Annotated in this window: 21 protein-coding genes, 2 tRNA genes and 2 pseudogenes; 15 read left to right on the forward strand and 10 right to left on the reverse strand. The window is 68.3% G+C overall.

Features of this window, described 5'->3' with window-relative positions; genetic code table 11:
- Positions 1-89 precede the first annotated feature (89 nt).
- From F4554_RS09135 to F4554_RS09150, 4 genes are all read left to right on the forward strand, one after another.
- Positions 90-1004: a phosphotransferase gene (locus F4554_RS09135; RefSeq protein ID WP_179786985.1), complete on the forward strand. Its 915-nt coding sequence runs from the start codon at positions 90-92 to the stop codon at positions 1002-1004.
- A gap of 9 nt (positions 1005-1013) precedes the next feature.
- On the forward strand, positions 1014-1523 hold the full coding sequence (locus F4554_RS09140) for a GNAT family N-acetyltransferase (protein ID WP_179786986.1): 510 nt from the start codon (positions 1014-1016) through the stop codon (positions 1521-1523).
- A gap of 247 nt (positions 1524-1770) precedes the next feature.
- The gene (locus F4554_RS09145; protein ID WP_179786987.1) at positions 1771-2148 is read left to right on the forward strand and encodes a BlaI/MecI/CopY family transcriptional regulator; all 378 of its coding nucleotides are present in this window, start codon (positions 1771-1773) and stop codon (positions 2146-2148) included.
- Position 2149: 1 nt separating this feature from the next.
- Positions 2150-3196, forward strand: a complete 1047-nt coding sequence (locus tag F4554_RS09150; protein WP_179786988.1) for a M48 family metalloprotease — start codon at positions 2150-2152, stop codon at positions 3194-3196.
- Between the two features lie 68 nt (positions 3197-3264).
- Here the strand turns inward: F4554_RS09150 and F4554_RS09155 are convergent, their stop codons facing one another.
- Positions 3265-3912 carry a DedA family protein gene (locus F4554_RS09155; protein ID WP_179786989.1) on the reverse strand — a complete coding sequence of 216 codons (648 nt, stop codon included), beginning with the start codon at positions 3910-3912 and terminating at the stop codon, positions 3265-3267.
- A gap of 50 nt (positions 3913-3962) precedes the next feature.
- Positions 3963-6059: a glycosyltransferase family 2 protein gene (locus F4554_RS09160; protein ID WP_179786990.1), complete on the reverse strand. Its 2097-nt coding sequence runs from the start codon at positions 6057-6059 to the stop codon at positions 3963-3965.
- Between the two features lie 379 nt (positions 6060-6438).
- On the opposite strand from F4554_RS09160, the gene F4554_RS32960 reads away from it, so the two are divergent.
- Positions 6439-6573 carry a hypothetical protein gene (locus tag F4554_RS32960; RefSeq protein ID WP_272955877.1) on the forward strand — a complete coding sequence of 45 codons (135 nt, stop codon included), beginning with the start codon at positions 6439-6441 and terminating at the stop codon, positions 6571-6573.
- A 1285-nt stretch (positions 6574-7858) separates the two neighbouring features.
- Here F4554_RS32960 and F4554_RS32025 read toward each other — a convergent pair.
- Positions 7859-7980 (reverse strand): annotated as a pseudogene (locus F4554_RS32025) (transposase); the annotation flags it as partial.
- Positions 7981-8662: 682 nt separating this feature from the next.
- Between F4554_RS32025 and F4554_RS09165 the strand changes: the two are divergent.
- On the forward strand, positions 8663-9121 hold the full coding sequence (locus F4554_RS09165) for a hypothetical protein (protein ID WP_179786991.1): 459 nt from the start codon (positions 8663-8665) through the stop codon (positions 9119-9121).
- 302 nt (positions 9122-9423) lie between these two features.
- Here F4554_RS09165 and F4554_RS09170 read toward each other — a convergent pair whose 3' ends face one another.
- Positions 9424-10887: a DNA-3-methyladenine glycosylase 2 family protein gene (locus F4554_RS09170; RefSeq protein WP_238341251.1), complete on the reverse strand. Its 1464-nt coding sequence runs from the start codon at positions 10885-10887 to the stop codon at positions 9424-9426.
- Positions 10884-12146, reverse strand: a complete 1263-nt coding sequence (locus F4554_RS09175) for an MFS transporter (RefSeq protein ID WP_179786992.1) — start codon at positions 12144-12146, stop codon at positions 10884-10886. Before F4554_RS09175 ends, F4554_RS09170 begins: the two co-directional genes overlap by 4 nt.
- 402 nt (positions 12147-12548) lie before the next feature.
- Here F4554_RS09175 and F4554_RS09180 point away from each other — a divergent pair, with 402 nt between their 5' ends.
- Positions 12549-13448, forward strand: a complete 900-nt coding sequence (locus F4554_RS09180) for an oxidoreductase (RefSeq protein WP_179786993.1) — start codon at positions 12549-12551, stop codon at positions 13446-13448.
- 70 nt (positions 13449-13518) lie between these two features.
- Here F4554_RS09180 and F4554_RS09185 read toward each other — a convergent pair whose 3' ends face one another.
- Entirely contained in the window at positions 13519-14280 is a 762-nt protein-coding gene (locus tag F4554_RS09185; protein WP_179786994.1) for a hypothetical protein, read from the reverse strand.
- A gap of 391 nt (positions 14281-14671) precedes the next feature.
- Positions 14672-15540, reverse strand: a pseudogene (locus F4554_RS09190) (IS5 family transposase).
- A gap of 75 nt (positions 15541-15615) precedes the next feature.
- Between F4554_RS09190 and F4554_RS31475 the strand changes: the two are divergent.
- Positions 15616-15789: a hypothetical protein gene (locus tag F4554_RS31475; protein ID WP_202889223.1), complete on the forward strand. Its 174-nt coding sequence runs from the start codon at positions 15616-15618 to the stop codon at positions 15787-15789.
- Between the two features lie 353 nt (positions 15790-16142).
- Complete coding sequence (locus F4554_RS09200; protein WP_179786995.1) at positions 16143-16772, forward strand: hypothetical protein; 630 nt, start codon at positions 16143-16145, stop codon at positions 16770-16772.
- A gap of 308 nt (positions 16773-17080) precedes the next feature.
- On the opposite strand, the gene F4554_RS09205 is transcribed toward F4554_RS09200, so the two are convergent.
- Positions 17081-17154: transfer RNA gene (locus tag F4554_RS09205), tRNA-Gly, on the reverse strand.
- A gap of 218 nt (positions 17155-17372) precedes the next feature.
- Between F4554_RS09205 and F4554_RS09210 the strand changes: the two genes are divergently transcribed.
- Together F4554_RS09210 and tig are read left to right on the forward strand one after the other, a co-directional pair.
- Positions 17373-17446, forward strand: a tRNA-Pro gene (locus F4554_RS09210).
- Between the two features lie 180 nt (positions 17447-17626).
- Entirely contained in the window at positions 17627-19069 is a 1443-nt protein-coding gene (gene tig / locus F4554_RS09215; RefSeq protein WP_179786996.1) for a trigger factor, read from the forward strand.
- Positions 19070-19217: 148 nt separating this feature from the next.
- Here tig and F4554_RS09220 read toward each other — a convergent pair whose 3' ends face one another.
- Together F4554_RS09220 and F4554_RS09225 are read right to left on the reverse strand one after the other, a co-directional pair.
- Positions 19218-20561, reverse strand: coding sequence for an MFS transporter (locus F4554_RS09220; RefSeq protein WP_179786997.1), 1344 nt, complete (start codon positions 20559-20561; stop codon positions 19218-19220).
- Entirely contained in the window at positions 20558-21313 is a 756-nt protein-coding gene (locus F4554_RS09225; RefSeq protein ID WP_179786998.1) for an ArsR/SmtB family transcription factor, read from the reverse strand. Before F4554_RS09225 ends, F4554_RS09220 begins: the two co-directional genes overlap by 4 nt.
- A gap of 228 nt (positions 21314-21541) precedes the next feature.
- Between F4554_RS09225 and F4554_RS09230 the strand changes: the two genes are divergently transcribed.
- The 4 genes from F4554_RS09230 to F4554_RS09245 all read left to right on the forward strand — a co-directional run bounded on the left by F4554_RS09230 (position 21542) and on the right by F4554_RS09245 (position 25774).
- Positions 21542-22156, forward strand: a complete 615-nt coding sequence (locus tag F4554_RS09230) for an ATP-dependent Clp protease proteolytic subunit (protein ID WP_179786999.1) — start codon at positions 21542-21544, stop codon at positions 22154-22156.
- Positions 22157-22184: 28 nt separating this feature from the next.
- Complete coding sequence (locus F4554_RS09235; RefSeq protein ID WP_238341253.1) at positions 22185-22874, forward strand: ATP-dependent Clp protease proteolytic subunit; 690 nt, start codon at positions 22185-22187, stop codon at positions 22872-22874.
- 412 nt (positions 22875-23286) lie between these two features.
- On the forward strand, positions 23287-24588 hold the full coding sequence (clpX, locus tag F4554_RS09240; protein ID WP_092656288.1) for an ATP-dependent Clp protease ATP-binding subunit ClpX: 1302 nt from the start codon (positions 23287-23289) through the stop codon (positions 24586-24588).
- Between the two features lie 190 nt (positions 24589-24778).
- On the forward strand, positions 24779-25774 hold the full coding sequence (locus tag F4554_RS09245) for a hypothetical protein (protein ID WP_179787000.1): 996 nt from the start codon (positions 24779-24781) through the stop codon (positions 25772-25774).
- Positions 25775-25850: the final 76 nt, after the last annotated feature.

Below are 25850 nucleotides of genomic sequence, written 5' to 3' on the forward strand. Positions count from 1 at the left end.
AGGTGTTCCCAGTCGTGGCTGCGGACGGCCCTCTTCCTCGTGGTGTCATCCTGGGTTTGCATGTCATGCCGCCAGAACGGGAGGTTGTCGTGGATCTGTGGAACGGCGAGGCCCTGGTGGACGCACCTGAGGTCACCGAGTTCCTTCACGAACAACTCGGGCGTGAACCCTCGCTCGCGGCGCTGTCGGAAGTCGAGTACCAGCCGCGGACGACCAACGAGATCGGCACGATCTTCCGGGCGGTCTGGGCACCCACGGGCGAGTCAGTCGTGGTCAAGCTGAACGCCACCCCGATCGAGCTTGACTGGATGCTCGAGGTCTCGCGACGTGCGCCCGAACTGGTGCCTCAGGTGTACGCCAGTGGCCGGCGTCTTGGCGCTGTGGACCTGGGTTGGCTCGTTCTGCGGCGAGCGCCGCATTGCATCGACTTCGGCTGCCCTGATGACTGCCGCGAGCTGATGTTCGCGGCGGCGCGCTTCCAACAGGTGGCATGCGACATCGACAAGGTGACCTACCCGCCGATCGATGCCGCGTTCTTCGAGTGGTGCATGCCCGAGGCGATCAAGGCTGCCTGCCCGGGACCGGCCGAGGAAGTCCTTGCCAGGTTGCATGACGACCTCAGGTGGGTGGACGAGCAATCACCTCGCGTCCGGTCTCACGGCGACGTGTACTTCGACAACGTGCTGTCGGAGATCCCGGGAGGCCCACTCCTCCTCATCGACCCGACTCCCCGGACCGCCAACTGGGCGTGGGATGCCGCCTACGCGCAGGTGCTGTCGGGCAAGGAGAGTACGCCTCGGCTGGTTCCGCTCCTTTCCGAGGCGCGACACTCGCTCGGTCTTCCCACCGGACACCCGGCGACTCTCGAGCGGCTGGAGACGATCCTTCTCGCGTGGTCGTCGATGCTCTGGTGGGGGATCAAGCCCGTACGGCGTACCGACCCGTGGTTCGCGAGGCGGGTCAGGCGGAACCTCGAACGCTGCGTCAGTGCGCCGCCTGGGTAAAGTCGGGCGATGCCCGAGCTGAAGCCTTTGAGTGCTCGCCATGCCCCGGCGGTGCTGGCGTTCGAACTGGTCAACCGCGCGTACTTCGCTGCCTTCGTCTCCGACCGTGGCGACGGCTACTACGAACAGTTCGCCGACAGATACACCGCTCTGCTTGCCGAACAGGAGGGCGGCACCTGCGCCTTCTACGTGCTTGTCGACGAGGACGGCTCGGTGCTCGGCCGGTTCAACCTGTACGACCTCCAGGACGGCACCGCCGACCTCGGCTACCGGGTCGCGGAGGATGTCGCCGGCCGCGGCGTGGCGACCGAGACCGTCCGGGAACTGTGCACGCTGGCTGCGGCGCGGCATGGGCTGCGTACGCTCAGAGCGGCCACCTCGCTCCAGAACGTCGCGTCCCAGAAGGTGCTGACCAAGGCCGGGTTCGTCCCGGTCGGGCCGGCCGATCCCGCCGACGTCGGTGGCAAGCCGGGCACGTGGTACCAGCGCGAGCTGGGTCGGCCGAGCAGCCCCCTCTGACCTGGGTTGTCCTTCGGCAGTCATCCATGGAAACGCTGCGGAGCCGGACACTCACTCAGCTTGAGCCTCCGCCGGCCCGACGGGGGGTGCGGGCCGGCGGAGGGGCCGGGACACTTTCCGCTTCCTGGTGTGGGAAGAAAGTCTCGGGCATCATTAGCCTTTGGCCATGAAGATAGTACTACAAGATTCGTAGTAGGTTCTGGCGGGAAGCTCGGACGACTGGAGGCCTGACTTGGCGGGATCGCAGATGCGTCCCCGCGGGGGACTGGAGCGCGAGGTGCTGGCGTGTCTTGCGGCGGCCGACGGGGCGTTGTCGGCGAACGAGGTGCTTGCCGACCTCGGCGGCGGTTTGGCGTACACAACCGTGATGACCACGCTGGGCAGGCTGCACGCCAAGGGGCTGCTGTCGCGGGAACTGGACGGTCGCGCCTACATCTACACGCTTGCCTCCGATCTCGGAACGGTCGACGAGGCGATGGCAGCGCACCGGATGCGTCGTGTTCTCGACAGTGGGGGCAACCACGCCGGTGTGCTGGCGCGGTTCGTCGAGGACCTCTCGCCGGAGGACGCCCGGGTGCTCGCCGACCTGTTGAGCCCGAAGTCCCGAGACGAACGCAAGGGCTGACGTGGATCACGCCGCCTACCTGCCGCTGATCGTCAGTGTCCTGCTCTGGCTCACCGGCGCCCGGCTCGGGCGATGGTTGCCGCCGCCGACAGCCGTTCGGTTGTTGACCGCGGCCGCGTTGGTGACGGCCTTGTCGACGGGCTTCGTCCTGGCCGTCGTGGCGTTCCTGGTGCTCGCCCGCATTCCGTTCGTGGCAGCTCTTGGGCACTGGTCGGTGGCGAAGCTCGGGCCGGGCGATCGGATACCCGCGGCGATCGGTGCGGCGGCTGGGGTCGTCGTGGTGGTCTTGCTCGCTGCCGCTGTCCGGCGCCTCGTCCTCGCCGGGCGCGACCTCGCCGTGGCCGCCATCACGTGCCGGCAGCTCGGGCCCGCGGCGGACGGGCTCGTGGTTGTTCAGGACGAACGACCCGACGCCTACACCCTGCCCTCTGGCCTCAGCGGCCGGGTCGTCGTCTCCACGGCCATGTTGCGTGCACTGCCCGCCGGTGAACGCCGGGTCCTTCTTGCGCACGAGGCGTCCCATCTGCGCCACCGGCATCACCTCTACGTCCAAACTGTCGAACTGGCTGCCGCCGCCAACCCGCTCCTACGCCCGCTGGCCGCCGCCGTCCGTGCCGCGATCGAGCGATGGGCGGACGAGGACGCCGCCGAAGAAGTCCGCGACCGCCGGCTGGCGGCCCGGGCACTGGCCCGGGCCGGACTTGCCCGCACCGGCTCACTACCGGGCATCGCGCTGGCCGCCGCGGCGTCAGCGGTCTCCGACCGTGCCCGCGCGTTGCTGAACGAGCCACCCAGACGCCGCCGGGGCCTCGCACTGGCGGTCGCCACCCTCACCGTCGTCGCCCTCGCTGCATCGGTGGAGACCGCCAAGGACACCGACCAGCAGTTCGAGATCGCCAAGGCCGCCTACATTCGTACACAACCCTTTTCCAGACACGCACCCTGCACGGGGGCCAAGGCACGCGTTGCCGACCCCCAGGACGTCCCGAGCTGGACGATCTCCGGGGTGAGCCACTCATGCAACAGCCGGTGGCCTCTCCCAACCTGACGGAACAGGGATCTGTGAGGCGGCGTCTCGATCACTCGAGGCTGGTCCTCGACGGTGTCGGGATCTGCTCACGTCCGGGTGCCGTCGGCGGAATGCGAGCGTGCGGCCGCGGGTCGGCGCGCCCGGCGGACCTCGAGCAGAACCGGCACCAGGGAGAGGACGACGATGACCGCGACGATCGGGAGCAGGTAGTGGTCGACGTTCGGGACCGAGGAGCCAAGCAGATAGCCCGCCACGGTGACGCCGATCGTCCAGACGGTGCCACCCAGCACCTGCCACGCGGTGAAGGTACGGGTGGAGACACCGACGGTCCCTGCGAGGGGGTTCATCACGGTGCGCACCAGCGGGATGAACCGTGCCAGCACCAGTGCCTTACCCGTCCCGTACCGGTCCAGGGCATGGCGTGCTCGCTCGACCGCCTGCCCCAACCTTGGACGGTCCGGCCGATCCAGCAGCCTGGGGCCGATCGTGCCTCCGATCCAGAACCCGGTCTGGGCGCCCAGCAGGGCTCCCGCAACCGCGGCGGGAAGCACCGTGGTCAGCGAGAGATGCGCTGCGGAAGTCGAAGCCGTGGCGCACAGCAGGCCGGCGGTGAACAACAGGGAATCGCCCGGCAGGAAGAACCCGACCAGTAGCCCGGTTTCGGCGAACAGCACCAGGAACACACCCAGCGCGCCCAGGCTGGCCAGCAGGCTGTGCGGATTCAGAAGGTTCATCCAGCTCCTCTCGGCTCACCGGCCCTGACTCGAGCCACGGCGATGTGGGCCTACTGCGCGGCGCTGCTCCTGGCCCAGCGCCGGACGCGACCCGCGAGTCGACGTCCGGTGAGGACCGATCGCTTCCACGCATCGCCACCCGGCGTTTTCGCTCCGGGGGTGCGCCGCGCCGGAAGGGACAGGGCTTCCACGGTTGGTACGCCGTCGGTCGTCGTGATGACCGTGGCCGGAAGTCGTACGAAGGCGGTGCCGGCGGTGAGGCGGACCTCCACCGACCAGCGCCCTGGATCAAGCTCACCGTGGTGGCGGGCCAACAGGATCGAGCCTGCGGCGGCGGTCGTCTCGGCAGGGGTGAGCGCTGCCGGGATGGTGACCACGGAACCGGCGACCGTGTTCTGCGTCAGTCGCAGGGCGCTGCTGCCGTTGACCGGCTGTGGCACGACGGCCGTGAGTGGGACGGAGATGTGCAGGTCCAGGCTGTTGTCGCCGTAGCCGATCTGCGGCAGCTCCCTCATGATGTGCAGGCTGTCGAGGCGGTTGGTGTGGTTCCCGACGTCGAGGGTGAGATTGCCCTTGTCGGTCCGGTAGGGCGTCACCACCGTGTCCGGGTTGGCGAGTACGGCGGGGACGCAGTGGTACGTGGCTGCGTCGGAACGGTGCGATCCCAACCGGGTTTCCTTCGTCCAGCCACAGCTGGTGAGGCGAACGAAGAGGTCCCAGGTTCCCGTCGGGAGCGGCCGTCCGCTCGCGGCAGTGGCGATGTCGACGGCGGCCTTCGCCTGGAACACCTGCCCGAAGACCGCACCCTGCTCCGCGACTGGGTGGCGGACGCAGTTGAAGGTGGTCGGGAGCAGGTATTCGGCCCTGGTGTCCCGGTCCCTGGCGAGTACGTCGACCTTGCTCTTCTGTAGCCGGGACGTGCAGTCCAGGTCGGCTTCGGTGAGCGCGGCCTGTCCGGCAGGCGACAGCGTGGAGTACACGCCGAGTGCGTCGCGGCCGTCGCGGTGGGCGAACGTGAGCAGCTCGCCACCGTTGCGTAGCTCCGCGGTCAGCGTCAGCTGGAGGGTGCCGGCCTGCCAGCCGACGTCGTCGAGCTGGGCCGCGGCGGCGATGTCGTTCTCCCAGTTGGCGAAGCTGACCAGGTCGTCCAGGAGGCCTGCTTGGGCGAGGCTGCCGATGACCCGGTGGGTGGGGGCGAGAGGCGCCGCGACGCCGGGCCCGAACCGTTCGGCGACCACCTTCCGGATCTCGTGCAGGAGGGGGCCGCGTTGGACGGCGGGGGTGTCGAGCAGTCGTTTGCCACGGAGCCGTTCCAACATCTCCACCCGATACCAGCGGCGGTAGAGGCGGTCGCGTAGCGGTCCGGGTTCGGTGTTGGCCTCGACGACGTCCAGAGCCTCGCGCAGAAAGCCGAAATAGCTCTCGGGCTCGAGGCGCTCGAACCCGGCGTTGGAGTCGTCGTCACGGCGCACGTGGTAGTAGCAGACATAGTCGCTGAGTACGGAGATGGTGTCGGCGGCGAAGTAGGCGGCGATCACGAAGACGTGGTCCTCGAGCCGGCGGCGGCCTTCGGGAAAGCGGAGACCGTGCTTGTCGAGAAACGACCTGCGGAAGAGCTTGTGTGGGGTGAGGCTGTCGATGAGCGGCGCGTCGGACAACGTCGCGGTCGGGTAGGTCTTGCGGAACAGTTCGCGGGGGACGCCACGTCCCTTGCCGACCATCTTGCCGACAACGATGTCGGAGTCGTTGGCCTTGGCAAACGCGTACATGCGGCGCAGTGCCTGCTGGCCGAGCAGGTCGTCGTTGTCGAGGAAGAAGACGTACTCGCCGTGGGCTGCCTCGATGCCGACGTTGCGTGGCTTGCCGGACCAGCCGGAGTTCGCCTGGTGGATCACCCGGATGAAGGGGTGTGTCGCGGCGAGGTCGTCCAGGCGGCGTGGGCTGCCGTCGGTGCTGCCGTCGTCGACGAAGATCACCTCGAAGTCCCCGGCCGGCATGTCCTGGTCCATCAGCGAGGCGATGCAGTCCTCCAGATAACGCCCCGGGTTGTACACCGGGACGATCACGCTCACCTTCACAGCAGCCTCCCGCGAGGGGACGGCCTCCGGTGTCGAGGGGCCAACGGCGGGCGATGTCTGGAATGTCATGTCGGACCCTCACTCATCTGGTTGCTGGTGGATCGGCGGGACCAAACCGGGTGCCGTGCGCGACGGTGACGGACCGAGTGCGGGTGAGCGGTCGGGCTGGGCAGGTTGATGCCCGTTCGAACATGCGTTTGCCCGCTTCGGGTACCTGGCTCACCTGCTCGTACTACTACTGTTGTGGTAGTTTCCAGAGACTACTACAGACTTTGTAGTTGACAAGCCGGAGTGTACGAAAGACGCGCTTGACGAGGCTTGACGATGACTGGGCTGCCCGATGGATGGCTTCACTGCAGGAGACCCGACGTGTCAGACCCGATCGCGCCAGACATGACCGGAGTGGCGGCCGACCACTGGGAATCAGGGCAGCGGAACTGCCACTGACATGTGGAACGACTTCGACAACATCCTCGAACTGATCATCGGCTTCACCGGTGGAGTCGCGGCCTTGTTGTTCCTGCTCGGCTGGATCGAGGATCGGCTCGAACGTGATCCGGGTCGACGCCGACGCTGGCGGTGAGATTCCGTCGTACGGGCATCTGGTCAGGAGGACGCCTCCGGCGAGCCGGCTCTGACCGGTGGTGGTGCGGGGGAGCGGGTGACGGGAATCGAACCCGCAGGACCAGCTTGCCTCTGGCGACGCTTTCGGCGCAGATTGGTCGTCCAAGTCTTCTGACTGCGGTGTCTGGCGCAGGCCGACGTCGCATCCGCGAAACAGGGCGGCAAGGTGCATGCCGCTGTGCGTGACCGCGCGAGGTTCGGTTACCTCGGCCCTGGCAGCGGTCGACCAAAGTGAATGAGTACTTGCCGCATCTGCTGCAAAGCTGCAGGTCGACAAGTGTGCTCCCCGCGTACGCGGGGGTGATCCGGCCGATGCCGCGCCGCTCGGCAAGTGCCGTGAGGATGGCAAGCGCCTTAGACGAGGGATGCTGCCGCGCGGCGTCGATAGGCCCATGCCAGCACCAGGAGCGATGGGCCCCAGAGGTTCAACGGGGCATAGCAAGCGGTGAAGACGGCCGTCCACGGTCCGCTCGTCATGCTGCCCGGACCATGACCTGTCCAGACCCTCCAGAAGCCCACTGTCCAGATCAACACGAGTGCCATCGATCCGAGCGCGGCGACGAAGAATACGGCCTTCGGGTGAACCCCTCGACCGCCGAAGTGGGGCACCCATTGCGGAATCTCGTTCCCCAACGGCTGGACAAGTCCGAACGCGGTGAGCGCGACGACCTCCGACAGCACACTGATCAGAGCGATGTAGACCGAGCTCCACCCATGCGAGACCCAGGGGTGGCCAGAGGCGTCCAGCTGGCCCATGGGAAACCCGAACGCCGCGGCCAGTCGCCAGAGACCGGAGGGGAGTACCAGGAAGGGAATCGCGTGTGCCAACCTTTTGGCCCATCGGGGCGCTGATCGCTGTGCAACGTCGTCACAGGTCCGAACCTGGTTCGAGCTGGTGGCTGTCGTCATTCCCTCACATTCGAGGATGCAACTTAGCCGGCCATCCCTCGGCCGAGGGGGACCTCGTCCCTCGATCGAGGGGGGCTTGCGCCTGGCACCGCAGCCGATCTTGGGGAATTCAGCTCGGCGCGGTCGACGCTGCGAGCACCCGATGGCCGAGCCGACCGTGGGCGTGGAGGAGTCCGAAAGCGTCAAGGCGGATGGGCTGTCCAGCCCGACAGGCAGCTACGCGTCGACCAGTCGCTCGAGGGTCGCCACGCCGGGCCGGAGTTCGTCTGGAGGTGACGTCCCGTGGAGTGGTGTAGCTCGTCGCGTGGTGCTCTGCGAGTGCGAGCAACAATGCCGTAGCGGCGGTGGCTGTCCTGCCATTCGTCGTGGGCCTCGATCAGCACGCAGCTCGAGAGCCGGAGGAGGGCGGCGGGGTTGGGAAGATCGCCACGACGTCGGTGCGTCTCTTGACCTCTCGACGAGAAGACCCAGGTCGAGCCGGTGCCTGCTCTGACCTGGGCCTTGTGGTGTGGAGCGGGTGACGGGAATCGAACCCGCATGACCAGCTTGGAAGATGCGGAAACGACCCTGGACGGGCGGCCTGGAGTGACCTCCGGTCACCTCGTGGAGCCGAGGTGTTGGCGTCGAAGCGCGGACGTGGAGGAAGCATGCGCGCAGTGCGATATTCGCTTGAACGAGAACACAGTGGAACGTTCTTAACGCCAACAGTGCTCGACTCTCGGCGGCTGGTAACGTGAAAAAGAAGATTGACTCATATCAAGATAACGGCAAGATTTCTGCCGGTGAACCGGGACGCCGACCGACAAAGAGAGAACTGGAGATTGCGCAATACTGCGGTTCTGGCGTTCGGTCGAGCTATTGGGTGCACCTCGATTGAACTCCCAAAATTCCGATGAGCGTTGGCACCTGGTGCGGCCAGGGCAACTATTGCCGTGGAGTGAGCAGCATCCGCTGTGCCGACAGCGCCTAAATAGAGACAAGGTGTGGAGACACACGGTCTATGGCGGCGTATTTCGTCTGGACCAGTTGCACGCCGCCCTAGAGCAGGCGTTCGGTCCGTCTGGGCCCGATGTGGATGAGCGTGTCCCGCGCGGAGAAGCGCACTCTTCGCCGTAATTGTGGGCGAGGATGGTCGGCTGTTGTTGGACACGTTGGTGTTATCAACTGCTGCGTGGGCGGTCGGGCGAGCGCATCGGCCAAGCTCAGGCGGAAGGTCTTGGCTGGAAGGCTTCGAGCAGGCCGCCAACCGATTCACCGACGCCGTGCGCGAGATACTGACTGCCACTGAGGACGACAAGGATGCTGCGAACCTCAGTGAGGACGAAAGACCGCTGACCAAACCGGTAAACGGCTCGGAATTGACCGCACTGGTTCGGTTGGCAGCTAATCAGCTTGGCATAGGGAATATCCTCAATCCTTCGGATCTTCGAGTCCACAGTGAGATCGTGAACCGTGAACAGGTCTCGGGTACAGCTTCAGGCTTCTTGAATAGTTTCTACATCGACGACCTTGCGAGGGTCGCGAACGCGGTGAAAGAAGGTGATAGGCCCGGGTGCCGACCGATCCCTTCCGCATATCCATACATGATGGGTTGTTGAACCAGCTGACCGGCTGGGTGCTGGAGACCGCTCTTGAGGAGGAGATGAGCGATCACCTCGGCTATGACAAGCACCAGGTGGCACTCCCGGCGAGCAGTCGCAGCTTCTCCGCCGGAGGAAACGACCGCCGCCGTGGCCGGTCTGATCGAGGTCCTTCCGTCGCCATGACCCCATCGTTCCTGACGGACATATCTGTGCCGGGAATCGTCATCGAAGGAAGATCCATCCTCGCCCCGAGAGGGCTACTTGCTCTGAACCACTGGACTCACCCAACCCTGACACCCAGGGATGCGCGGCCGCGGCTATCGGCCTCGTGCCAGCTGTGGATTGCCCGGCAGGACGGATGTCGACTCCGCTCGCCATAGCAGGTGCGCCCCGTAGCCGCGCCACGGTCGCCATTGGTTGGCTCGTCGCGTGAGGCCGGCTGCGTCGGCGGGTAGCTGGTGCGCCCCAGCGGCCGAGCGCAGGCTGTGGTCGGCGGCGGGGAAGGAGTCTGGATCACCGAGCGCGTGCAGCATGAGGTCCTCGACCTGGGCGGGACCGAGACCGGGTACGGCGAGCAGGCCGCGGCGGACCTCAACGCGGTCGGCGCCCTCGTCCAGGCGTAGCTCGCCGGTGGCGAGCTGCTGCGCCATCTCCCGCACCGTGCTCGCTCGGGCCGCGGGCATAGCGAGGTCGGCAGCGGCGATGGCTGCGGGGCCTGGAAACGTGTGGGTCAGTCCGCCGTCGGGGCCGGGCAGCGGCTCGGCGAGCGCCGCGACCAGGGTCTGCGCATGTGGGCCGAGCACGGTGCGCAGCGCGGTCTCTGCACCGTCCACTGTGCCTGGTAACCGCAACCCTGGCGTCGCCTCGGCAAGCGGCGCGAGGGCCGGATCTGTGGCCAGCACCGGAAGATAGCTGCCAGGATCGGCGTCGAGGTCGAGCAGGCGCCGGCAGCGGGCCACGGCGGAGCCCAGATCGGCCACGGTTGCCAGCCGGAGCGTCGCGTGCACATGGTCGGGCGTTGGGTGCAGCGTTACCGTGCCCGGGCCGCCGGGGAGCCGGAGCACCCGCCGGTACGCGCGGTGGGCGTACTCCTCGATGCCCGGCAGCGCGCGGGCCGCCAGCCATTCGACCACCCCGTGCGGGTCATACGGTTGCCGCAGAGCCAGCCGCAGTGTGAGGCCGCCTGGGTGCGGGGCGCCGCGGCGGCGCACGGCCGCGCGTAGTTGTGACGGTGTGGCGTCGAAGATCTCGCGGAGCGTGTCGTTGAACTGCCGGATGCTGGAAAAGCCGGCGGCGAAGGCGACCTCGCCGAACGGCATCCTGGTGGTCTCGACGAGTAGCCGTGCCTGGTAAGCCCGCTGGGAGCGAGCCAGCGCGAGCGGTGGGGCGCCGACCGCGTCCACCAGCAGGCGGTGCAGATGTCGGACGCTGACCGCGAGCTGCCGGGCCAACCCAGGCACGCCTTCGCGGTCGATGACGCCGTCGGCGATTAGCCGCATCGCCCGACCGACGACGTCGGCCCGGCTGTTCCACTCCGCCGATCCGGGCGCCGCGTCCGGGCGGCAGCGCTTGCAAGCGCGCAGCCCCGCGAGCTGAGCGGCAGCGGCGGTCCGGTAGAAGGTGACGTTGGCCGGCTTCGGGCAAACCGGCGAAGGGCAGCTCGGCCGGCAGTAGATCCCGGTGGTACGTACCCCGACAATGAACCAGCCGTCGAAGCGTGGATCGCGGCTGCGGGTGGCCTGGTAGCAGCTCTCGAAGTCGAGGTCCATCTCGGCGATCATGCCTGATCCCCGGCGCCGACCCTGTCGGGTGTCCTGCCGTCGGCGGCCCGATATCGCGCCCCAGCGGCGGCTAGGTCCCGGGCGAAGGCGAGGGCGGGCATCGCCATCAGCGCGCAGATCGCCAGCACAGTGGCGGCGACGCCGTCCCGCAGGGTCAGCGCAGCCAGCCCAGCGCCCAGCGGCGGAGTGGCCTGCATCAGCGTCCGCAGCACCGCGAACAACCGCCCGTGCACATCGGATGGGGCGGCAGCCATTCGTAGGGTCTGCGCCCAGGTGGTCATCGCTGCCGCGCAGCCGCCCAGCCCGACCAGGCCCACCACGGCAACCCACGGGGACGGGACCAGCACGGCGAGGACGGCCATCGCGGCCACGAGCGACGCCAACACCACCGAGCGCGTCAGCGACGGCCGCCAGGACCAGCGCAGCAGAACCAGCGCGGCGAGCAACTCGCCCCCTGTCACCGCGGCCACCAAGTAGCCGTACCCGCCAGCGCCGAGCCCGTACTCGACCGCCCGCTCCGGCAGCACCACCAGCAAGGCACCCTCGCCGATGTTGAACAACGCGAACATGAACGTGGTGTCGCGCAGCACCGGCTCGCGCACCATCAGCCGCAGCACCGGCCCAAGCCCACCGCCACGCCGGGACACCGTGGCCGGCCGGGTGACCGCCCGCGCCGGACCGGCGCCTATCCGCGTGCCGAGCAGGCACAGCGCGAAGATCACGTAGCTCAGTACGTCGAAGGCCACCACGTACCCGGCCCCGACCGTAGCCACCGCGACGCCGGCACCGACGGCGCCGACCAGGCCCGCGATCCCGAAGCTCACCGACTCCAGGGCGTTTGCGGCCATCAGCTGCCCTGGCGCCACCAGTTCGGGAATCAGCGCCGGGAACCCGGCCAGGCTGGTCATCTTCAGCAGCCCGTACACCCCAGCGACCATGTACAGCTGAACAGCGGTCAACCCGCCCCACACCGCAGCCAGCGGCACCGTGCCGAACACCGCCGCCCGCACCAGGCTGTCCCCGACGAGCAGCCACCGGCGGTCGTACCTGTCGAGGGCCCATCCGGCGACCAGCCCACCGACCGCCACCGGCGCTGTGTAGAGCACGGCAAGGATCGCCACGCTGCCGTGGGCCAAACCCAACGCGTATGCCACCAACGCGACCCAGCTCGCCGCATCTCCGGCCGCCGACACGGTGGCCCCGATCCACACCCGGCGGAACGCGGCGTTGCTCAGTGGGGACTCGCTCTTGTCGATCACGCGTCCATGCTTCAGGTACGCCGCCGGCCGACGCTGGCGGAAATCCGCCAACTCGGTCCAGCCGGCGCAGTCCAGATCATGGACCGGCATCGCGGCGCTATCAATGCACTTCGCTGCTTCGATGGGCTGGTGCTCAAGGGGTCCCCGCCCGGGGCTAGCGCCGTCAAGCCCGCCGAGCGGTGCCGCCCGCCTGGCCATCGAAAGCTGAAGCAGTTCAGGGTCTGTGGCAGTTCGAGCGTCCATAATGACAACCCGGAGTGCCTATTGGGAATTCCCGATCCCGCTGTGACATTTCTTCACTGCTCCGCATCTTCCCGCCACGGCTGTCCCCTGCGCATACTCCAGGACCGCCGCCCTCGAGGCATCGAAGGGCGACGGCCGATCGGATGGAGCTGATGGAAAATGACGTCGCACCCAGTCTTTGCGGCAGCCGCCGGCACGTGGCTGCTCGGTGACCTCAAGGTCAACAGGATCGGTTTCGGCGCCATGCGCCTGACCGGCAGCGGCGCCTTGCACCAGGGCACCCCCAGCGACCGCGGCCAGGCGATCGGCGTGCTGCGTCGCGCAGTCGAGCTCGGGGTGAACCACATCGACACCGCGGCCTTCTACTTCTCTCGGCTGCGCTTGGCCAATGAGCTGATCAACTCGGCGCTGGCGCCGTACCCGGACGATCTCGTCATCGCCACCAAGGTCGGCCCGTTCCGCGACGCCGCCGGCGAGTGGACCACCCCGGCGCGGCCCGACCAACTACGCGGCCAGGTGGAGGAGAACCTGCGTCAGCTCGGCCGCGACCACCTCGACGTGGTCAACCTGCGCCTCATGGGCCAGGACTCCATCAGCGAGCACTTCGGGGCCCTCGCCGAGGTGCGCGACGCGGGACTCGTCCGCCACCTCGGCATCTCCGACGCCCGCCCGGAACACCTTGCCGAAGCCCGGGCGATCGCACCGGTGGTATGCGTCCAGAACCGCTACAGCATCGACGCACCCGGCGAGGACGAGATGCTGCGCGCATGCGAGGAGCTCGGCATCGCGTTCGTACCCTTCTTCTCCATCGCCGGGAAGGGACGCATGGCGGGAGCCGCCCGGGCCGAGCACGACGAGGTCCACGCCGTGGCCCGTGCACACGGTGTCTCACCGGCACAGGTACGCCTGGCATGGATCCTGCAAAAGGGCGCCCATGTGCTGGCCATCCCTGGGACCGGTGACCCGGATCACCTCGTCGACAACGTGGCAGCGGGCGCGCTTCGGCTGACGGAGGAAGAACTTCAGCTCCTCGATGCGATTGGCCCCTCCGACTCCTGACGTCGGCCACGTCAACCGTGCCGCTCCGCGGCCAGCGAACGTCAGCTCGCGGAGGGGTGCTCGTCGTGGGTTATGGCGTGGGTGGACCGCAGATGCCGACGATGTTGAAGGATCGTGGTGCTGGTGTTCCGGAGGTGTCGAAGGTGGAGACGAGGATGTCTTTCGGGAAGCCCGACCGGGTGCCGTTGACGATGACGGTGCCGGGATCGGTGTTGCCAGCCAGAGTCGCGGTGAAGGTGCAGTTGCCGACGCTTCGGGTGAAGTGCACCGCGTAGGAGCCGGTGGCCAGGACGTCTGCGCCGGCGAGGTAACGGGCACCTGGGATGAAGGTGGCTTGGGTTGCTGGTATCCAGCCGCCGACGAGCTGGTCCTCCTGGATGTCTCGGGCGTCGTTTTGGGACTTCGTGTAGTAGGCGTCGTCATGGGTGTGGCCGCGGTAGTAGCCAGCGACATCGGCGATGACATGAACCGAGCCGGCGTGGTTATAGATCTGGACTTTGCCACCAGTACCAAGCTTGACGGTAGCCTGCGTTGCGGTCGTGGTGCCCGCCTGGAAGTTGCTGGTGCTGGTCGCCGGACGAGTTTGGCCGGCCGGCCACACGGTGAGGTAGCTATCGGCTGTCGACCCGGTGGCGGTGAGCGTGAGTACCACCGCGACCGCATCGGATGCGACTCCGCCCCGACCGCTGACCTGGAGGGTGATGGTCTGGGCTGGGCCGACCTTGCCGGTCGTGCCGCCGTCGCCGGTACGGGTGTCGAGAATGCGTGTGGGCGTTACTGGTTCGAAGATGGCCCGGTCACCCGCGCTGGTGGTGGCGCCGGCCAGCCCCATCCCGCCAGCTCCCAGAACAGCACCGCACAAGGCACCAACGACAAGGAATACCGCGCCTGATGTGCGGGCACGCCACGGCCGGTGAGCCATCATGGCTCCTTTCCGAATGACCTGCGCTAGGGGATGTACGCGAGATCAAACCGCAACAGCTGGAGCAAGTGGATGTGCCGACATCACCGAGTTGAGACCGGCCCGGAGAGTGTGCACGAGCACAGCAATCGGGAAGAGCGTTTTCCAACACTGCGTCCGGTTCCGGCCAGCTAAGCCAGAAGGTCGTCATCGGCACGATGGTCGGCGAAGGAGGCCGACTTCCGCGTCCACCCCCTCAACTAGTACGACAGCTGTAGATCGCGATCTACAGCTGTCGTACTAGGGCGTGTCCTGCGGATCTTCATCGCAGGAGCAGGATGAGGCAGGCGATAAGGACTTCGGAGCGGTAGTAGGCGGCCCGTTTGGCGTAGCGGGTGGCCAGACTGCGGAATTGTTTGAGGCGGTTGAAGCAGCGTTCGACCACGTTGCGGTTGCGGTAGAGCTCGGGGTCGAACGCTGGTGGGCGTCCGCCGGCTCGGCCGCGTTGTTTGCGGCGCTGGATCTGGTCGGCACGCTCGGGAATGGTGACCTTGATTCGCCTGTGCCGTAAGGCTTTGCGGGTGGAGGGATGGGAATAGGCCTTGTCGGCCAGCACCCGCCCAACCTGCACCCGCACCCCGTCGATGCGCAGGTCGGAGATCTCATCCAGCAGCGGCAGCAGTTGAGGGTTGTCACCCGCCTGACCGGGGGTGAGGATCACGCTGACCGGTAGCCCGGCGCCGTCGACGGCCAGGTGCAGTTTGCTGGTCAGCCCGCCCCGGGATCTGCCCAGGGCCTCTCCTGGCACGGCGAGGTTTTCGATCCAGTCCGCGCAGCCCCCTTTTTCCGGGCTCCAGCGGCATGCTGGTGTGCCCGGATGTGGGTGGAGTCCACACTGATCACCCACTCGACCTCACCGACGGAGTCGTCTTTGGTGACGACCTCGCTCATCAGCTTGTCCCAGGTGCCGTCCGCGGTCCATTTCCGTAACCGCTCATGGGCTGTCTTCCATGGCCCATAACGTTCTGGCAGGTCACGCCAGGGTGCCCCGGTACGCAACTTCCACAAGATGGCGTTGACCACCTGCCGATGCTCACGCCACCTGCCACCAGGTGCTCCCGCACCCGGCAACAACGGCTCTATCCGCGCCCACGCCCGGTCAGTAACCTCACCCCGTCCAACCACCCACACATCGTGACCGAACGATCACCCAAGATCCGCAGGACACGCCCTAGTCGGGCGAGCACTCGTGACCTGATGGTGCGCATGGGGCACGACTCCATGAGGGCAGCTCTGATCTATCAGCACGCGACGGCGGAGGCGGGCCAGTTCATCGCCGACGCCCTGGACGCGCAGATGATGACGGTCCGAGCTCTCTTGGAGGACCCACGCCGGCTCACCAATCCTGACTCGGGGGACACGGCTCGGGCGGAGGAGTAGGGGAGTTTGACAAGGTGCCCGCCGGTGATCGGTGACGGCAGGCCGTGTGCGGCCGCCCACGCCCCCCGCCGTACGAACATGGCCGGCAATGGGTTTCACGCGGGATCAGGAGCCATCGACGGAAGATGTGACGCTCCTGGGTGGGCGAGTTCGATACCGCCAGCTGGCGACGAACAGATATCTCTGTCTATCCCAGCGGCCACGCGCCGCGTCGCAGAACTCTGCGACGCCACACTGTCTGAGTCGCCGAGGAACTCCGGCTGGTACCCGTAGGCTGCGACCGATAGCCAGCACCCCCGGACTCAGGGCGACCCTGACCGGGGGTGTCGTCGCTTCTGGAGAGGACTTTGCAGATGGCCGAGTGGAGCGCCCTGAAGCGGTGGCAGGCTCACTTGGCTGGCCACTATGTCGGCGAGGACGGCCGGCCGCTGGAGTTGACCTACACCGGCGACCCCGAGCCCGGCACTGGAAAGATCCACATTCTCTGCAGCCCGCAGCCGTGGGCGGAAGGGGTGGGTTGGTTCGACCGCAAACACGTTCCGGACTTCCTGCTACGCCCGATGTGGTCTGCGACGTGGACGGCCGAGGGCAGGCGTGAGCTGATGCATTGCCCGGTTACCCATAAGCGCGGCGTGTATGAGTGGGCCGCTCGACAGCCGGCCGCCGAGGCTGTTGAACTCATCGAGCACACGTCGGAAGAAGTGCCGATCGAATTGCCGCCTCCGGTGAACCGGACCCCTGACCCGGGGTGCGGCATCCTGGAGATCACCTTCGACAAGGGCAAACCACACTGGCAAGGCGCCTGGTACGACGAGTACACGGGCCTGGCGACGAAGGTCTCCGACGACCTACGCGAGGTAGTCCAGTGGGCTCAGGCCCAGCCCGCCGAACGGAAGGTGTTCTACGACGTCGGCAGGTCGGGCCCCGTCGAGCTGGACAAGTTTGTTGCCAACCCCGACCGCTACCTACACGAGCCCTTCTGACATGCGTAGCCTCACGTGGCCTCGCTGGGGCGGCTCGCGCTTGGGTGACAAGCCAGGCGCAACGGTGACTCCGACCCGGGGCAGGGCAAGTCCCACTTCGTGGAAGCGGCTCGCGAGGTCCTCCCTGCTGGTTCCGCCCAGTGAGCCCGAGGACGGCTGCGTCGCGTCGGCCGGTAGGGCGCTTATGACGACCCGTGCACCTGAGGCGACAGCGCCGAATGGCCCGTAGGTGGCCCGATGGGCGACCAGAGGGAGATATGAGAAGGCCCAGGTCGAAGCCGAACCTGCTCTGACCTGGGTCTTCTCGGTGGAGCGGGTGACGGGAATCGAACCCGCATGACCAGCTTGGAAGGCTGGAGCTCTGCCATTGAGCTACACCCGCGTGTGCCGGCCCATGTTCCCATGACCCCGCACAGACCGGCTCGGTGACTCACCCGTCGTGGTCCGTGGACTAAACTCCGGGCGGCACCGCGAAAGTAAGCGTAGTGCCAGTCCGTCCCGGTGCGCTCCGGGGTGGGTGGAAGATGTCTCACGTTCCGTCCGCGTCCGGCCCGGTGCACGACTGTGTGTCCGGGGCGAGCCGGTGCCGGGACGTGTCGGCGGGGAGTGGCGCAGCTTGGCAGCGCGTCGGCTTTGGGTGCCGAAGGCCGGGGGTTCAAATCCCCCCTCCCCGACGTACGACGTACGGCGTGCCCCCGTCGCGCTCACCGCGGCGGCTGGGCACGCCGGCCGTTGGCGTACACTGCCACGCGCGTCGGGTACGTCCACCATCGGCCGTCCCGAGGTCCCGAGCCTGCTAGCGCCGTCCGGCGTATTCGGGCGATCCACGCCGCATCCGGAGGAGATTCACGATCGTGAAGAGCGCCGTCGAGACCTTGAGCCCCACCCGGGTTCGGCTGACCGTCGAGGTGCCCTTCGAGGAGCTCAGGACAAGCCTCGACACCGCCTACCGTGAGATCGCGAAGCAGGTGACGATCCCCGGCTTCCGCAAGGGCAGGATCCCTCCCCAGATCATCGACCAGCGGGTCGGCCGGGAGTTCGTGCTCGAACAGGCCGTCAACGAGGCCCTCCCGCAGCTCTACGTGAGCGCCCTGCAGGAGAACGACGTCGAGCCGCTCGGCCAGCCCGAGGTGGACGTCACCAACTTCGCCGACGGCGCCGACCTGACGTTCACCGCCGAGGTCGACGTACGGCCCGACGTGACCCTGCCGGAGTACAAGGGCATCGAGGTCAGCGTCGCCGACGCCGAGGTGACCGACGAGGAGGTCGAGGAGCAGCTGACCTCCCTGCGGGAGCGGTTCGGGTCGCTGAGCACCGTCGAGCGGGCCGCCGAGGACGGCGACTTCCTCACCATCGACCTGGCCGCCAGCAAGGACGGCCAGCCGATCGAGGACGCCCAGGCGACCGGGCTCAGCTACAAGATCGGCAGCGGCTCGATGCTGGAGGGCCTCGACGACGCCGTAACCGGCAAGTCCGCCGGTGAGTCCGAGACGTTCGTCAGCCAGCTCGCCTCCGGTGAGTACGCCGGCCAGGACGTCGACGTCACCGTGGTGGTCGACAGCGTGAAGGTCCAGGAGCTCCCCGAGCTCGACGACGAGTTCGCCCAGATGGCCAGCGAGTTCGACACCCTGGACGAGCTGCGCGCCGACGTGCGCGAGCGGCTGATCCGGCAGAAGCGGCTCCAGCAGGCCCAGGAGGCCCGCGACAACGTGCTGGAGAAGCTCCTCGACCAGGTCGACGTGCCCGTCCCCGAGGGCGCGGTCACCGACGAGATCCAGGCGCGGCGCGAGGCGATCGGTCACCAGCTGCAGCACATGGGCGCGACCGAGGCGCAGTACCTCCAGAGCGAGGGCCAGACCGAGGAGGAGTTCGTCGCCGACCTCGACCGGCGTTCCCGCGAGGCGCTGAAGTCGCAGTTCGTGCTGGACAAGGTGGCTGACACCGAGGAGCTCAACGTCAGCGAGCCCGAGCTCACCCAGGCGCTGCTCCAGCGGGCGCAGCAGGCCGGCGTGAGCCCGGACGAGTACATCCAGCAGGTCGTCCAGAACAACTACGTCCCCACGCTGGTGCGCGAGGTGCGCCGCGGCAAGGCGCTCGGCTTCGTGGTCGAGCAGGCCGTGGTGACCGACGCGTCCGGCAACCAGGTCGAGCTGAGCCGCCTGCAGGCGGACGGCACGTACGCACCTGAGGGGTCCGAGGAGGCCGAGGGTGCGGAGTCCGCTCCGGCCGAGGAGTCCGCGGAGGCGGCCCAGGCAGAGCAGGGCGAGCAGGGCGAGGGCGAGAAGTCCGAGTCCTGAGGTCCCCGAGTACGTCACTGTCGCCCCGGACGCCGGCCGATTCGCCGGCGCCGGGGCGACAGTCTTTCCAGGACCGACCCGGGAGACCCGGGGGGGCAGACCCTGGGCAGGACGGCCGGGCGGGGAGGGGGCCCCGCTCCCGAGGCGGTCAGGTGACTGGCTCGGACGCCGTGCCGACCTCCACGGTGGGGTCCGCGGCGGTTGCCGGGCGGTGGGGATCCCCGCCGGGTCCGACGCCCGCCCGGGGCCGGTCCAGCTCGTGCCACTCCGGCCGAAGCCCCGGCAGCGTCGTGACGAGGAAGTAGATCCCGCCGAACACCAGCATCACCGGTGAGAGCCCGACCAGCCCGATCAGCGCGCCACCGAGCAGCCCGCCGAACGGTATGCCGGCCCAGGCCACCGCGTCGCCCAGCGCGTTGACCCGGCCGAGCAGCCGGCGCGGAATGCGTTCGAGCACCACGGCGCCGATGATCGGGTTGATGAACCCGGACCCGAACCCCGCCACCGCGTGCACTCCCAGCACCAGCCAGACCGGCGCGCCCAGGGCGAGTGCGACGAACCTCGGCGCGCCGGCGATGAAGTACCCGAGCAGGTACGTCGTACGCCGGGGGAGCCGGTGTGCGAAGGTCGCGGCCAGCAGACTGCCGCCCACCGCGAACGCGCTCAACACCGCGGCGACCAGGCCGACCGCTGCCGGACCGCGACCGGAGTCGCGCGCCCACACCGGCACCAGGACCGCGAACATCGCCGCGTCCAGCAGGTTCGTCACCGCGACCATGCCGATGATCGACCGGAGCAGGCGTTCGCGGCGCAGGTAGTCGAACCCCTCGCGCAGTTGGTGGACGTAGCCGCCGACCGACTCCTCCTCGTGCCCCTCCGCGGCGACGTGCCGGCGGGGTGCGGTCGCGGCGATGATGATCGCGGACAGCGCGAACGACACCGCGTCCAGCACCAGGGCGCTCAGCGGGCCGAGCAGCCCGACGATCGCTCCGGCCACCGCGGGCCCGATGGTGGAGGCGAGGCGTTCGATCGTCCCGGTGAGGCCGGTGACGCGTTCGGTGGGCACCTGCGCGTCGGCCACGATGTCGGGGATCAGCACCTCCTTGGCCGAGTCGGCGGGACCTCGCAGGGCGCCCAACAGCGCGACCAGTGCCAGCAGGACACCGAAGTGCAGGAGTCCGAGCGTGTGCAGCAGCGGGATGGTCGCGACCGTCACCGCGCTGGCGAGGTCGCCGGCGACGTTGACCCGGCGCGGTCCGAGCCGGTCCACGAGCGGGCCGGTCAGCGCTTTGACGACGACGTACGGAGCCATCTCGCAGAACGCGACCATGCCGGTCTTGGTGGCGCTGCCCGTGGAGACCAGCACGAACCACGGCAGCGCGATGGCCGAGATCCGGGTGCCGGTGAGCGAGATCGCCTGGGAGGTGAGCAGTCCGACAAGACCGCGCCGGGAGCGTGGCCGGGTCTCGGCGCCGGTGGCGTTGGTGCTCATGCGTCCCCCATGGAGTCCGGGTCCGATGCCGGGTCGGATGCCGCGCCGGAGCCCGAGGCGGGGTCGGTGCCGCCGAGCGCACCGGGCAGCGGGAAGAGTCCGAACTGGAACATCGTCGGAGCAGTGCCCTCGGGGGCCGCTGCTTCCGGATCGGCGCGGCGGTAGGGCCGCAGCACGTCGAGGATCTGGGTGCTCAGCCGCTCGGCCTCCGCGGGTGTCAGCTGGAGCACGAAGTCGCTCATGGTGCTGACGTCCTGCCATTCCGGCGGCAGGGTCGCCCGCTCGTCCACGGCGCGCAGCAAGGTGTCGGCGTAGATCCGGGCGACGCTTCGCAGGTACGCGTCTCCGGCCTCCGCGTCGGCGGTCGTGGCCCGCATGTCGTACCACGTGGACCGGTGGGCCGCCCGCCACCAGCGGTCCCGGCCGGTGCCGAGGTCCGTGGCCTCGACGACGAAGCCGTGGGCCGCGAGCTGGCGCAGGTGGTAGCTCGTCGCGCCGGAGTTCAGGCCGAGGCGGGCCGCGAGACGGGTCGCGGTGGCCGGGCCCTCGGTGCGGAGGATGCCGAGCATCTGCACCCGGACGGGGTGTGCCAGACCGCGCAGGGACCTGGCGTCCAGGGCGAGGTCGTGCTCGGGGTCGAAGTCGGGAATCGAGGCGGCCCGGTGGCCGGCGGCCGCGGCATCCTCGCCGGGTCCTGGCGCCGGCGCCGACCGGGACTCCGGAGTCGGGGGGGAGTCGGGAGGTTCGGACATGACCGACACGGTAGACCGCAAAGAGAACTTTGCAAAGAGGTGTTTGCAGTTATCGTCGGTGCAGAGGTATTCCCTCGCCCGTCACCTCTGCGCCGTGAGCGAACACCGGCGGCTGCCTCGGGGTAACGGGTGAGGCGTTGGCTAGGGTCGGTGACAGGTTCCAGGGCGTACGGATCGACCAGGCCCGTACGCCACCCACCACGAGTCACGAGGACGTAGGCGGAGGACGTGAACGAATACGCGCAGGAGGCGCAGGGCCCGAACGGCCAGGGCGGCCTCGATGACCACATCTACCAGCGGCTACTCAAGGAACGGATCATCTTCCTCGGTTCCGAGGTCCGTGACCAGAACGCCAACGCGATCTGCGCGCAGATGCTCGTGCTCAACGCCGAGGACCCGAACAAGGACATCTGGCTGTACATCAACAGCCCGGGCGGCTCGGTCGACTCCGGTCTGGCGATCTACGACACGATGCAGTTCATCTCCAACGACGTGGCGACCGTCGCGATGGGCCTCGCCGCGTCCATGGGGCAGTTCCTGCTCGCCGCCGGCACCAAGGGCAAGCGCTACGCGCTGCCGCACTCGCGCATCATGATGCACCAGCTGTCCGGCGGTCTCGGCGGAACGGCGTCCGACATCAAGATCCAGGCTCAGCAGAGCCTGCACCTGAAGCAGCAGCTGCAGGAGCTCACCGCTCTGCACACCGGTCAGTCCGTCGAGCAGATCGAGCAGGACGCCGACCGCGACCGGTGGTTCACCGCGGAGCAGGCCCGTGAGTACGGCTTCATCGACCACGTGGTGAAGTACGCCGGCGAGGTCACCTCCGTCGGACCCGTTTCCTGACCCGGCTGCTACCTGGAGGAAGAAGCACATGCCCACGATCCCACCGCCCCTCCCCACGCCGGGCCTGACGACCCCGGGGCTCGCCACCCCGGCCGAGCGGCTGCCGCGCGCGGACTACTTCATCCCACGCTGGGAGGAGCGCACTCCCTACGGCTACCGCCAGATCGACCCCTACGCGAAGCTGTTCGAGGACCGCATCATCTTCCTCGGCACGCCGATCAGCGACGACATCGCCAACGCGGTGATGGCCCAGTTGCTGTGCCTTGAGTCGATGGACCCCGAGCGCGAGGTGCAGATCTACATCAACAGCCCCGGTGGCTCGATCACGGCGCTGACCGCGATCTACGACACCATGCGCTACATCACCCCCGACGTGCACACGGTCTGCCTCGGGCAGGCCGCGTCCGCCGCGGCGGTGCTGCTGGCGGCCGGTGCCCAGGGCAAGCGGTCCGCGCTCCCGCACAGCCGGATCGTCATCCACCAGCCCTACACCGAGGGCGGGTACGGCCAGGCCAGCGACATCGAGATCCAGGCCAACGAGATCCTGCGCATGCGCGGGATGCTCGAGCAGATGATCTCGGAGAACACCGGCCGGCCGCTGGAGGAGGTGGCCCGCGACATCGAGCGGGACAAGTACCTCAGCGCCGAGCAGGCGGTCGAGTACGGCCTGATCGACGAGGTGCTGCTCAGCCGCAAGAAGAGCCTGGTCGAGGTCTAGGTCCAGGTCCCAGGTCGATCGCTGGTGCGCCGGGCCACGGCAGCCTCGTGGCTTCACGCAACACGCCCGTGCCGACCCGCGGATCCGTTCCGGCGACATGCCGGTGCGCGATCCCCGCGGGTCGGCGGGCGCGGAGCGGGTATGCCCTTGCTGACCAGCACCGTCGGCCACGCTGCGGTGATGACCCCGGACCGTCGGGAGTTCCCGATTTCGCCAGGGGCGTACACATCGCGAGGTTGAACACGACCGTTCGCGCCGAGAACGGGGTACCGTCGGTCTCTGTACTCTCAGGTGCGCGGCTGACGGGCTCACAAGGCCGGGGCGGCGACGAGGTAGGCGACCCGCCCGGGTCCGAGGCAGGTTCGACACGCGCCCGAGCATCGGGCGGAGCAACCTAAGGAGACGTTCCGGAGTGGCACGCATCGGTGACGGCGGCGACCTGCTCAAGTGCTCGTTCTGCGGGAAGAGCCAGAAGCAGGTCAAGAAGCTCATTGCAGGTCCGGGCGTCTACATCTGCGACGAGTGCATCGACCTCTGCAACGAGATCATCGAGGAGGAGCTCAGCGAGTCCTCCGAGGTTGGGCTGCAGGAGCTGCCCAAGCCGCGGGAGATCTTCGAGTTCCTCGACCAGTACGTCGTCGGCCAGGACGCCGCCAAGAAGGCCCTGTCGGTGGCCGTGTACAACCACTACAAACGCGTGCAGTCCGGCCTCTCCGCCGGCGGCCGCCACGCCAAGGACGAGCCGGTCGAGTTGGCGAAGTCCAACATTCTGCTGATCGGCCCCACCGGCTGCGGCAAGACCTACCTCGCCCAGACGCTGGCCAAGATGCTCAACGTGCCGTTCGCGATCGCCGACGCCACCGCGCTCACCGAGGCGGGCTACGTCGGTGAGGACGTCGAGAACATCCTGCTCAAACTCATCCAGGCCGCCGACTACGACGTCAAGAAGGCCGAAACGGGCATCATCTACATCGACGAGGTCGACAAGATCGCCCGCAAGAGCGAGAACCCCTCGATCACCCGGGACGTCTCCGGCGAGGGCGTTCAGCAGGCACTGCTGAAGATCCTGGAGGGCACCACCGCGAGCGTTCCTCCCCAGGGCGGGCGCAAGCACCCCCACCAGGAGTTCATCCAGATCGACACCACCAACGTGCTGTTCATCGTCGGCGGCGCGTTCGCCGGCCTGGAGCGCATCATCGAACAACGCGTCGGCAAGAAGGGCGTCGGTTTCGGCGCCAACGTGCGCACCCGGGAGGACCGGGAGAAGGAGCACACGTTCGCCGACGTGATGCCGGAGGACCTGCTGAAGTTCGGGCTGATCCCGGAGTTCGTCGGCCGGCTCCCGGTGATCGCGACCGTCCAGCCGCTGGACCGCCCGGCCCTGATGCGCATCCTCAGCGAGCCCCGCAACGCGCTCATCAAGCAGTACCAAAAGCTCTTCGAGATCGACGGGGTCGAGCTGGAGTTCAGCGAGGACGCCGTGGAGGCGATCGCCGAGCAGGCGCTGCTGCGCGGCACCGGCGCACGCGCCACCCGCGCGATCATCGAGGAAGTCCTGCTCAACGTGATGTACGAAGTACCCAGCAGAGACGACGTGGCCCGGGTGATCGTCACACGCGAGGTGGTACTCGACAATGTCAACCCGACGCTGGTTCCGCGCGAGCAGCCAGGTCGCAAGTCCCGCAGTGGGGAGCGCCGCGAGAAGTCGGCCTGACGGCGTACGGCCCCCGCTGGCACGCACCCTCTCGGCGCTGTTCCTCGCCGCTTTCCTGATCACCTTCACGGTCCCGGTCGCCGGCGCACGTGCTTCGGCAGCTCCGAAGTCACCGGCACCGGGCCGAGGCGTCGCCCCGCCGGGCTTCAGCCCCTCCTCGACGTCGTGGACGACACCGCAGGACGGCTGGGTGTTCGGCTACTCCCTGTGCTGGCCGACCGGCCCCGGTGAGGGCGGGCAGTGCCCGGTCCTGCTGCACACTCCAGACGGCGGCGCGCACTGGAGCCGCGTACCGGCGCCGCCGATCCGCAGCTCGCCCAGTCACGCCCAGGTGCGCGTCCTGTTCGCCGCTCGCTTCGGTGACTTCCTGCACCACCGCACGATCGGCCTGGTCACCAACGGCCTGGAGCTGTACGCCACCTACGACGGCGGTCGCACCTGGCAGGCCGAGCAGCTCGCCGGTGACGGCCGGCCTGCCTTCGTCGGAGACCTGGCCGCCACGCAGCGGACCGCGTACGTCCTGCTGGCGTCCGGGTCCGGGCAGGATCAGCGCACCGAGGTCTACCGCACCCCGATCGGGGAGCGGGCCTGGTCGGCCGTGCCGGGAGTGAGCATCACCGACAGCGGCGGTGCGGCGTACGCCAGTGGCGCGCTCGGCACCCGTCGGTCCTCGGTCGCGGTGAGCCTGGGACCGGTGTTCTCACCCACCCGTTACTGGACCTCCCCGGACGGCGCCGACTGGACGTCGAGGAGTACGCCGTGCCGGCAGGAGGCCGCCACCGACCTCGGGCTGGCCGCGCCGACCGAGGTGTACGCGCTGTGCAGCTCCAACCCCGGCCGCGGCCGGATGGACAAGGTCGTCCGCCTGGCCGGCGAGGGCGGTACGTTCACCACCGTCGGGACGGCCCCGGCCACCGGCATCACCACCGGCTTCGCGGTGTCCCCGGGCGGCACGCTGGCGGTCGGCGCCACCGGCGGGGACGAGAGCTTCGTGCACACGAGCTTCGACGGCGGCGCCACCTGGCAGACGACGCTGGCCGTGCCCGAGCGAGGCCCGGTGTACGACCTCGCGTTCACCGACGACCTGCACGGCACCCTGCTCGCCGGCTACGCCGACCTGCACACGTCAGAGCTGTACCGCACCGACGACGGCGGCCACACCTGGGAGCCGTTCACCGCGGGCTGAGTTCGTCGCGGGGCCGAGCCGATCGCCGCAGGGCCGAGCCGATCGCCGGGGGACAGGCGTGCCTGCGATCATGGGA

The organism is Actinopolymorpha rutila, assembly GCF_013407855.1.
GTDB lineage: Bacteria > Actinomycetota > Actinomycetes > Propionibacteriales > Actinopolymorphaceae > Actinopolymorpha > Actinopolymorpha rutila.

Coding starts and splice junctions, on each gene's coding strand:
- F4554_RS09160 (WP_179786990.1), bottom strand. CDS start 6,059: ATGACATTCCAGACATCGCCCGCCGTTGGCCCCTCGACACCGGAGGCC.
- F4554_RS09235 (WP_238341253.1), top strand. CDS start 22,185: ATGCCCACGATCCCACCGCCCCTCCCCACGCCGGGCCTGACGACCCCG.
- F4554_RS09180 (WP_179786993.1), top strand. CDS start 12,549: ATGACGTCGCACCCAGTCTTTGCGGCAGCCGCCGGCACGTGGCTGCTC.
- F4554_RS09220 (WP_179786997.1), bottom strand. CDS start 20,561: ATGAGCACCAACGCCACCGGCGCCGAGACCCGGCCACGCTCCCGGCGC.
- F4554_RS31475 (WP_202889223.1), top strand. CDS start 15,616: ATGGGGCACGACTCCATGAGGGCAGCTCTGATCTATCAGCACGCGACG.
- F4554_RS09185 (WP_179786994.1), bottom strand. CDS start 14,280: ATGGGGCTGGCCGGCGCCACCACCAGCGCGGGTGACCGGGCCATCTTC.
- F4554_RS09200 (WP_179786995.1), top strand. CDS start 16,143: ATGGCCGAGTGGAGCGCCCTGAAGCGGTGGCAGGCTCACTTGGCTGGC.
- F4554_RS09170 (WP_238341251.1), bottom strand. CDS start 10,887: ATGATCGCCGAGATGGACCTCGACTTCGAGAGCTGCTACCAGGCCACC.
- F4554_RS32960 (WP_272955877.1), top strand. CDS start 6,439: ATGTGGAACGACTTCGACAACATCCTCGAACTGATCATCGGCTTCACC.
- F4554_RS09155 (WP_179786989.1), bottom strand. CDS start 3,912: ATGAACCTTCTGAATCCGCACAGCCTGCTGGCCAGCCTGGGCGCGCTG.
- F4554_RS09140 (WP_179786986.1), top strand. CDS start 1,014: ATGCCCGAGCTGAAGCCTTTGAGTGCTCGCCATGCCCCGGCGGTGCTG.
- F4554_RS09225 (WP_179786998.1), bottom strand. CDS start 21,313: ATGTCCGAACCTCCCGACTCCCCCCCGACTCCGGAGTCCCGGTCGGCG.
- F4554_RS09145 (WP_179786987.1), top strand. CDS start 1,771: ATGCGTCCCCGCGGGGGACTGGAGCGCGAGGTGCTGGCGTGTCTTGCG.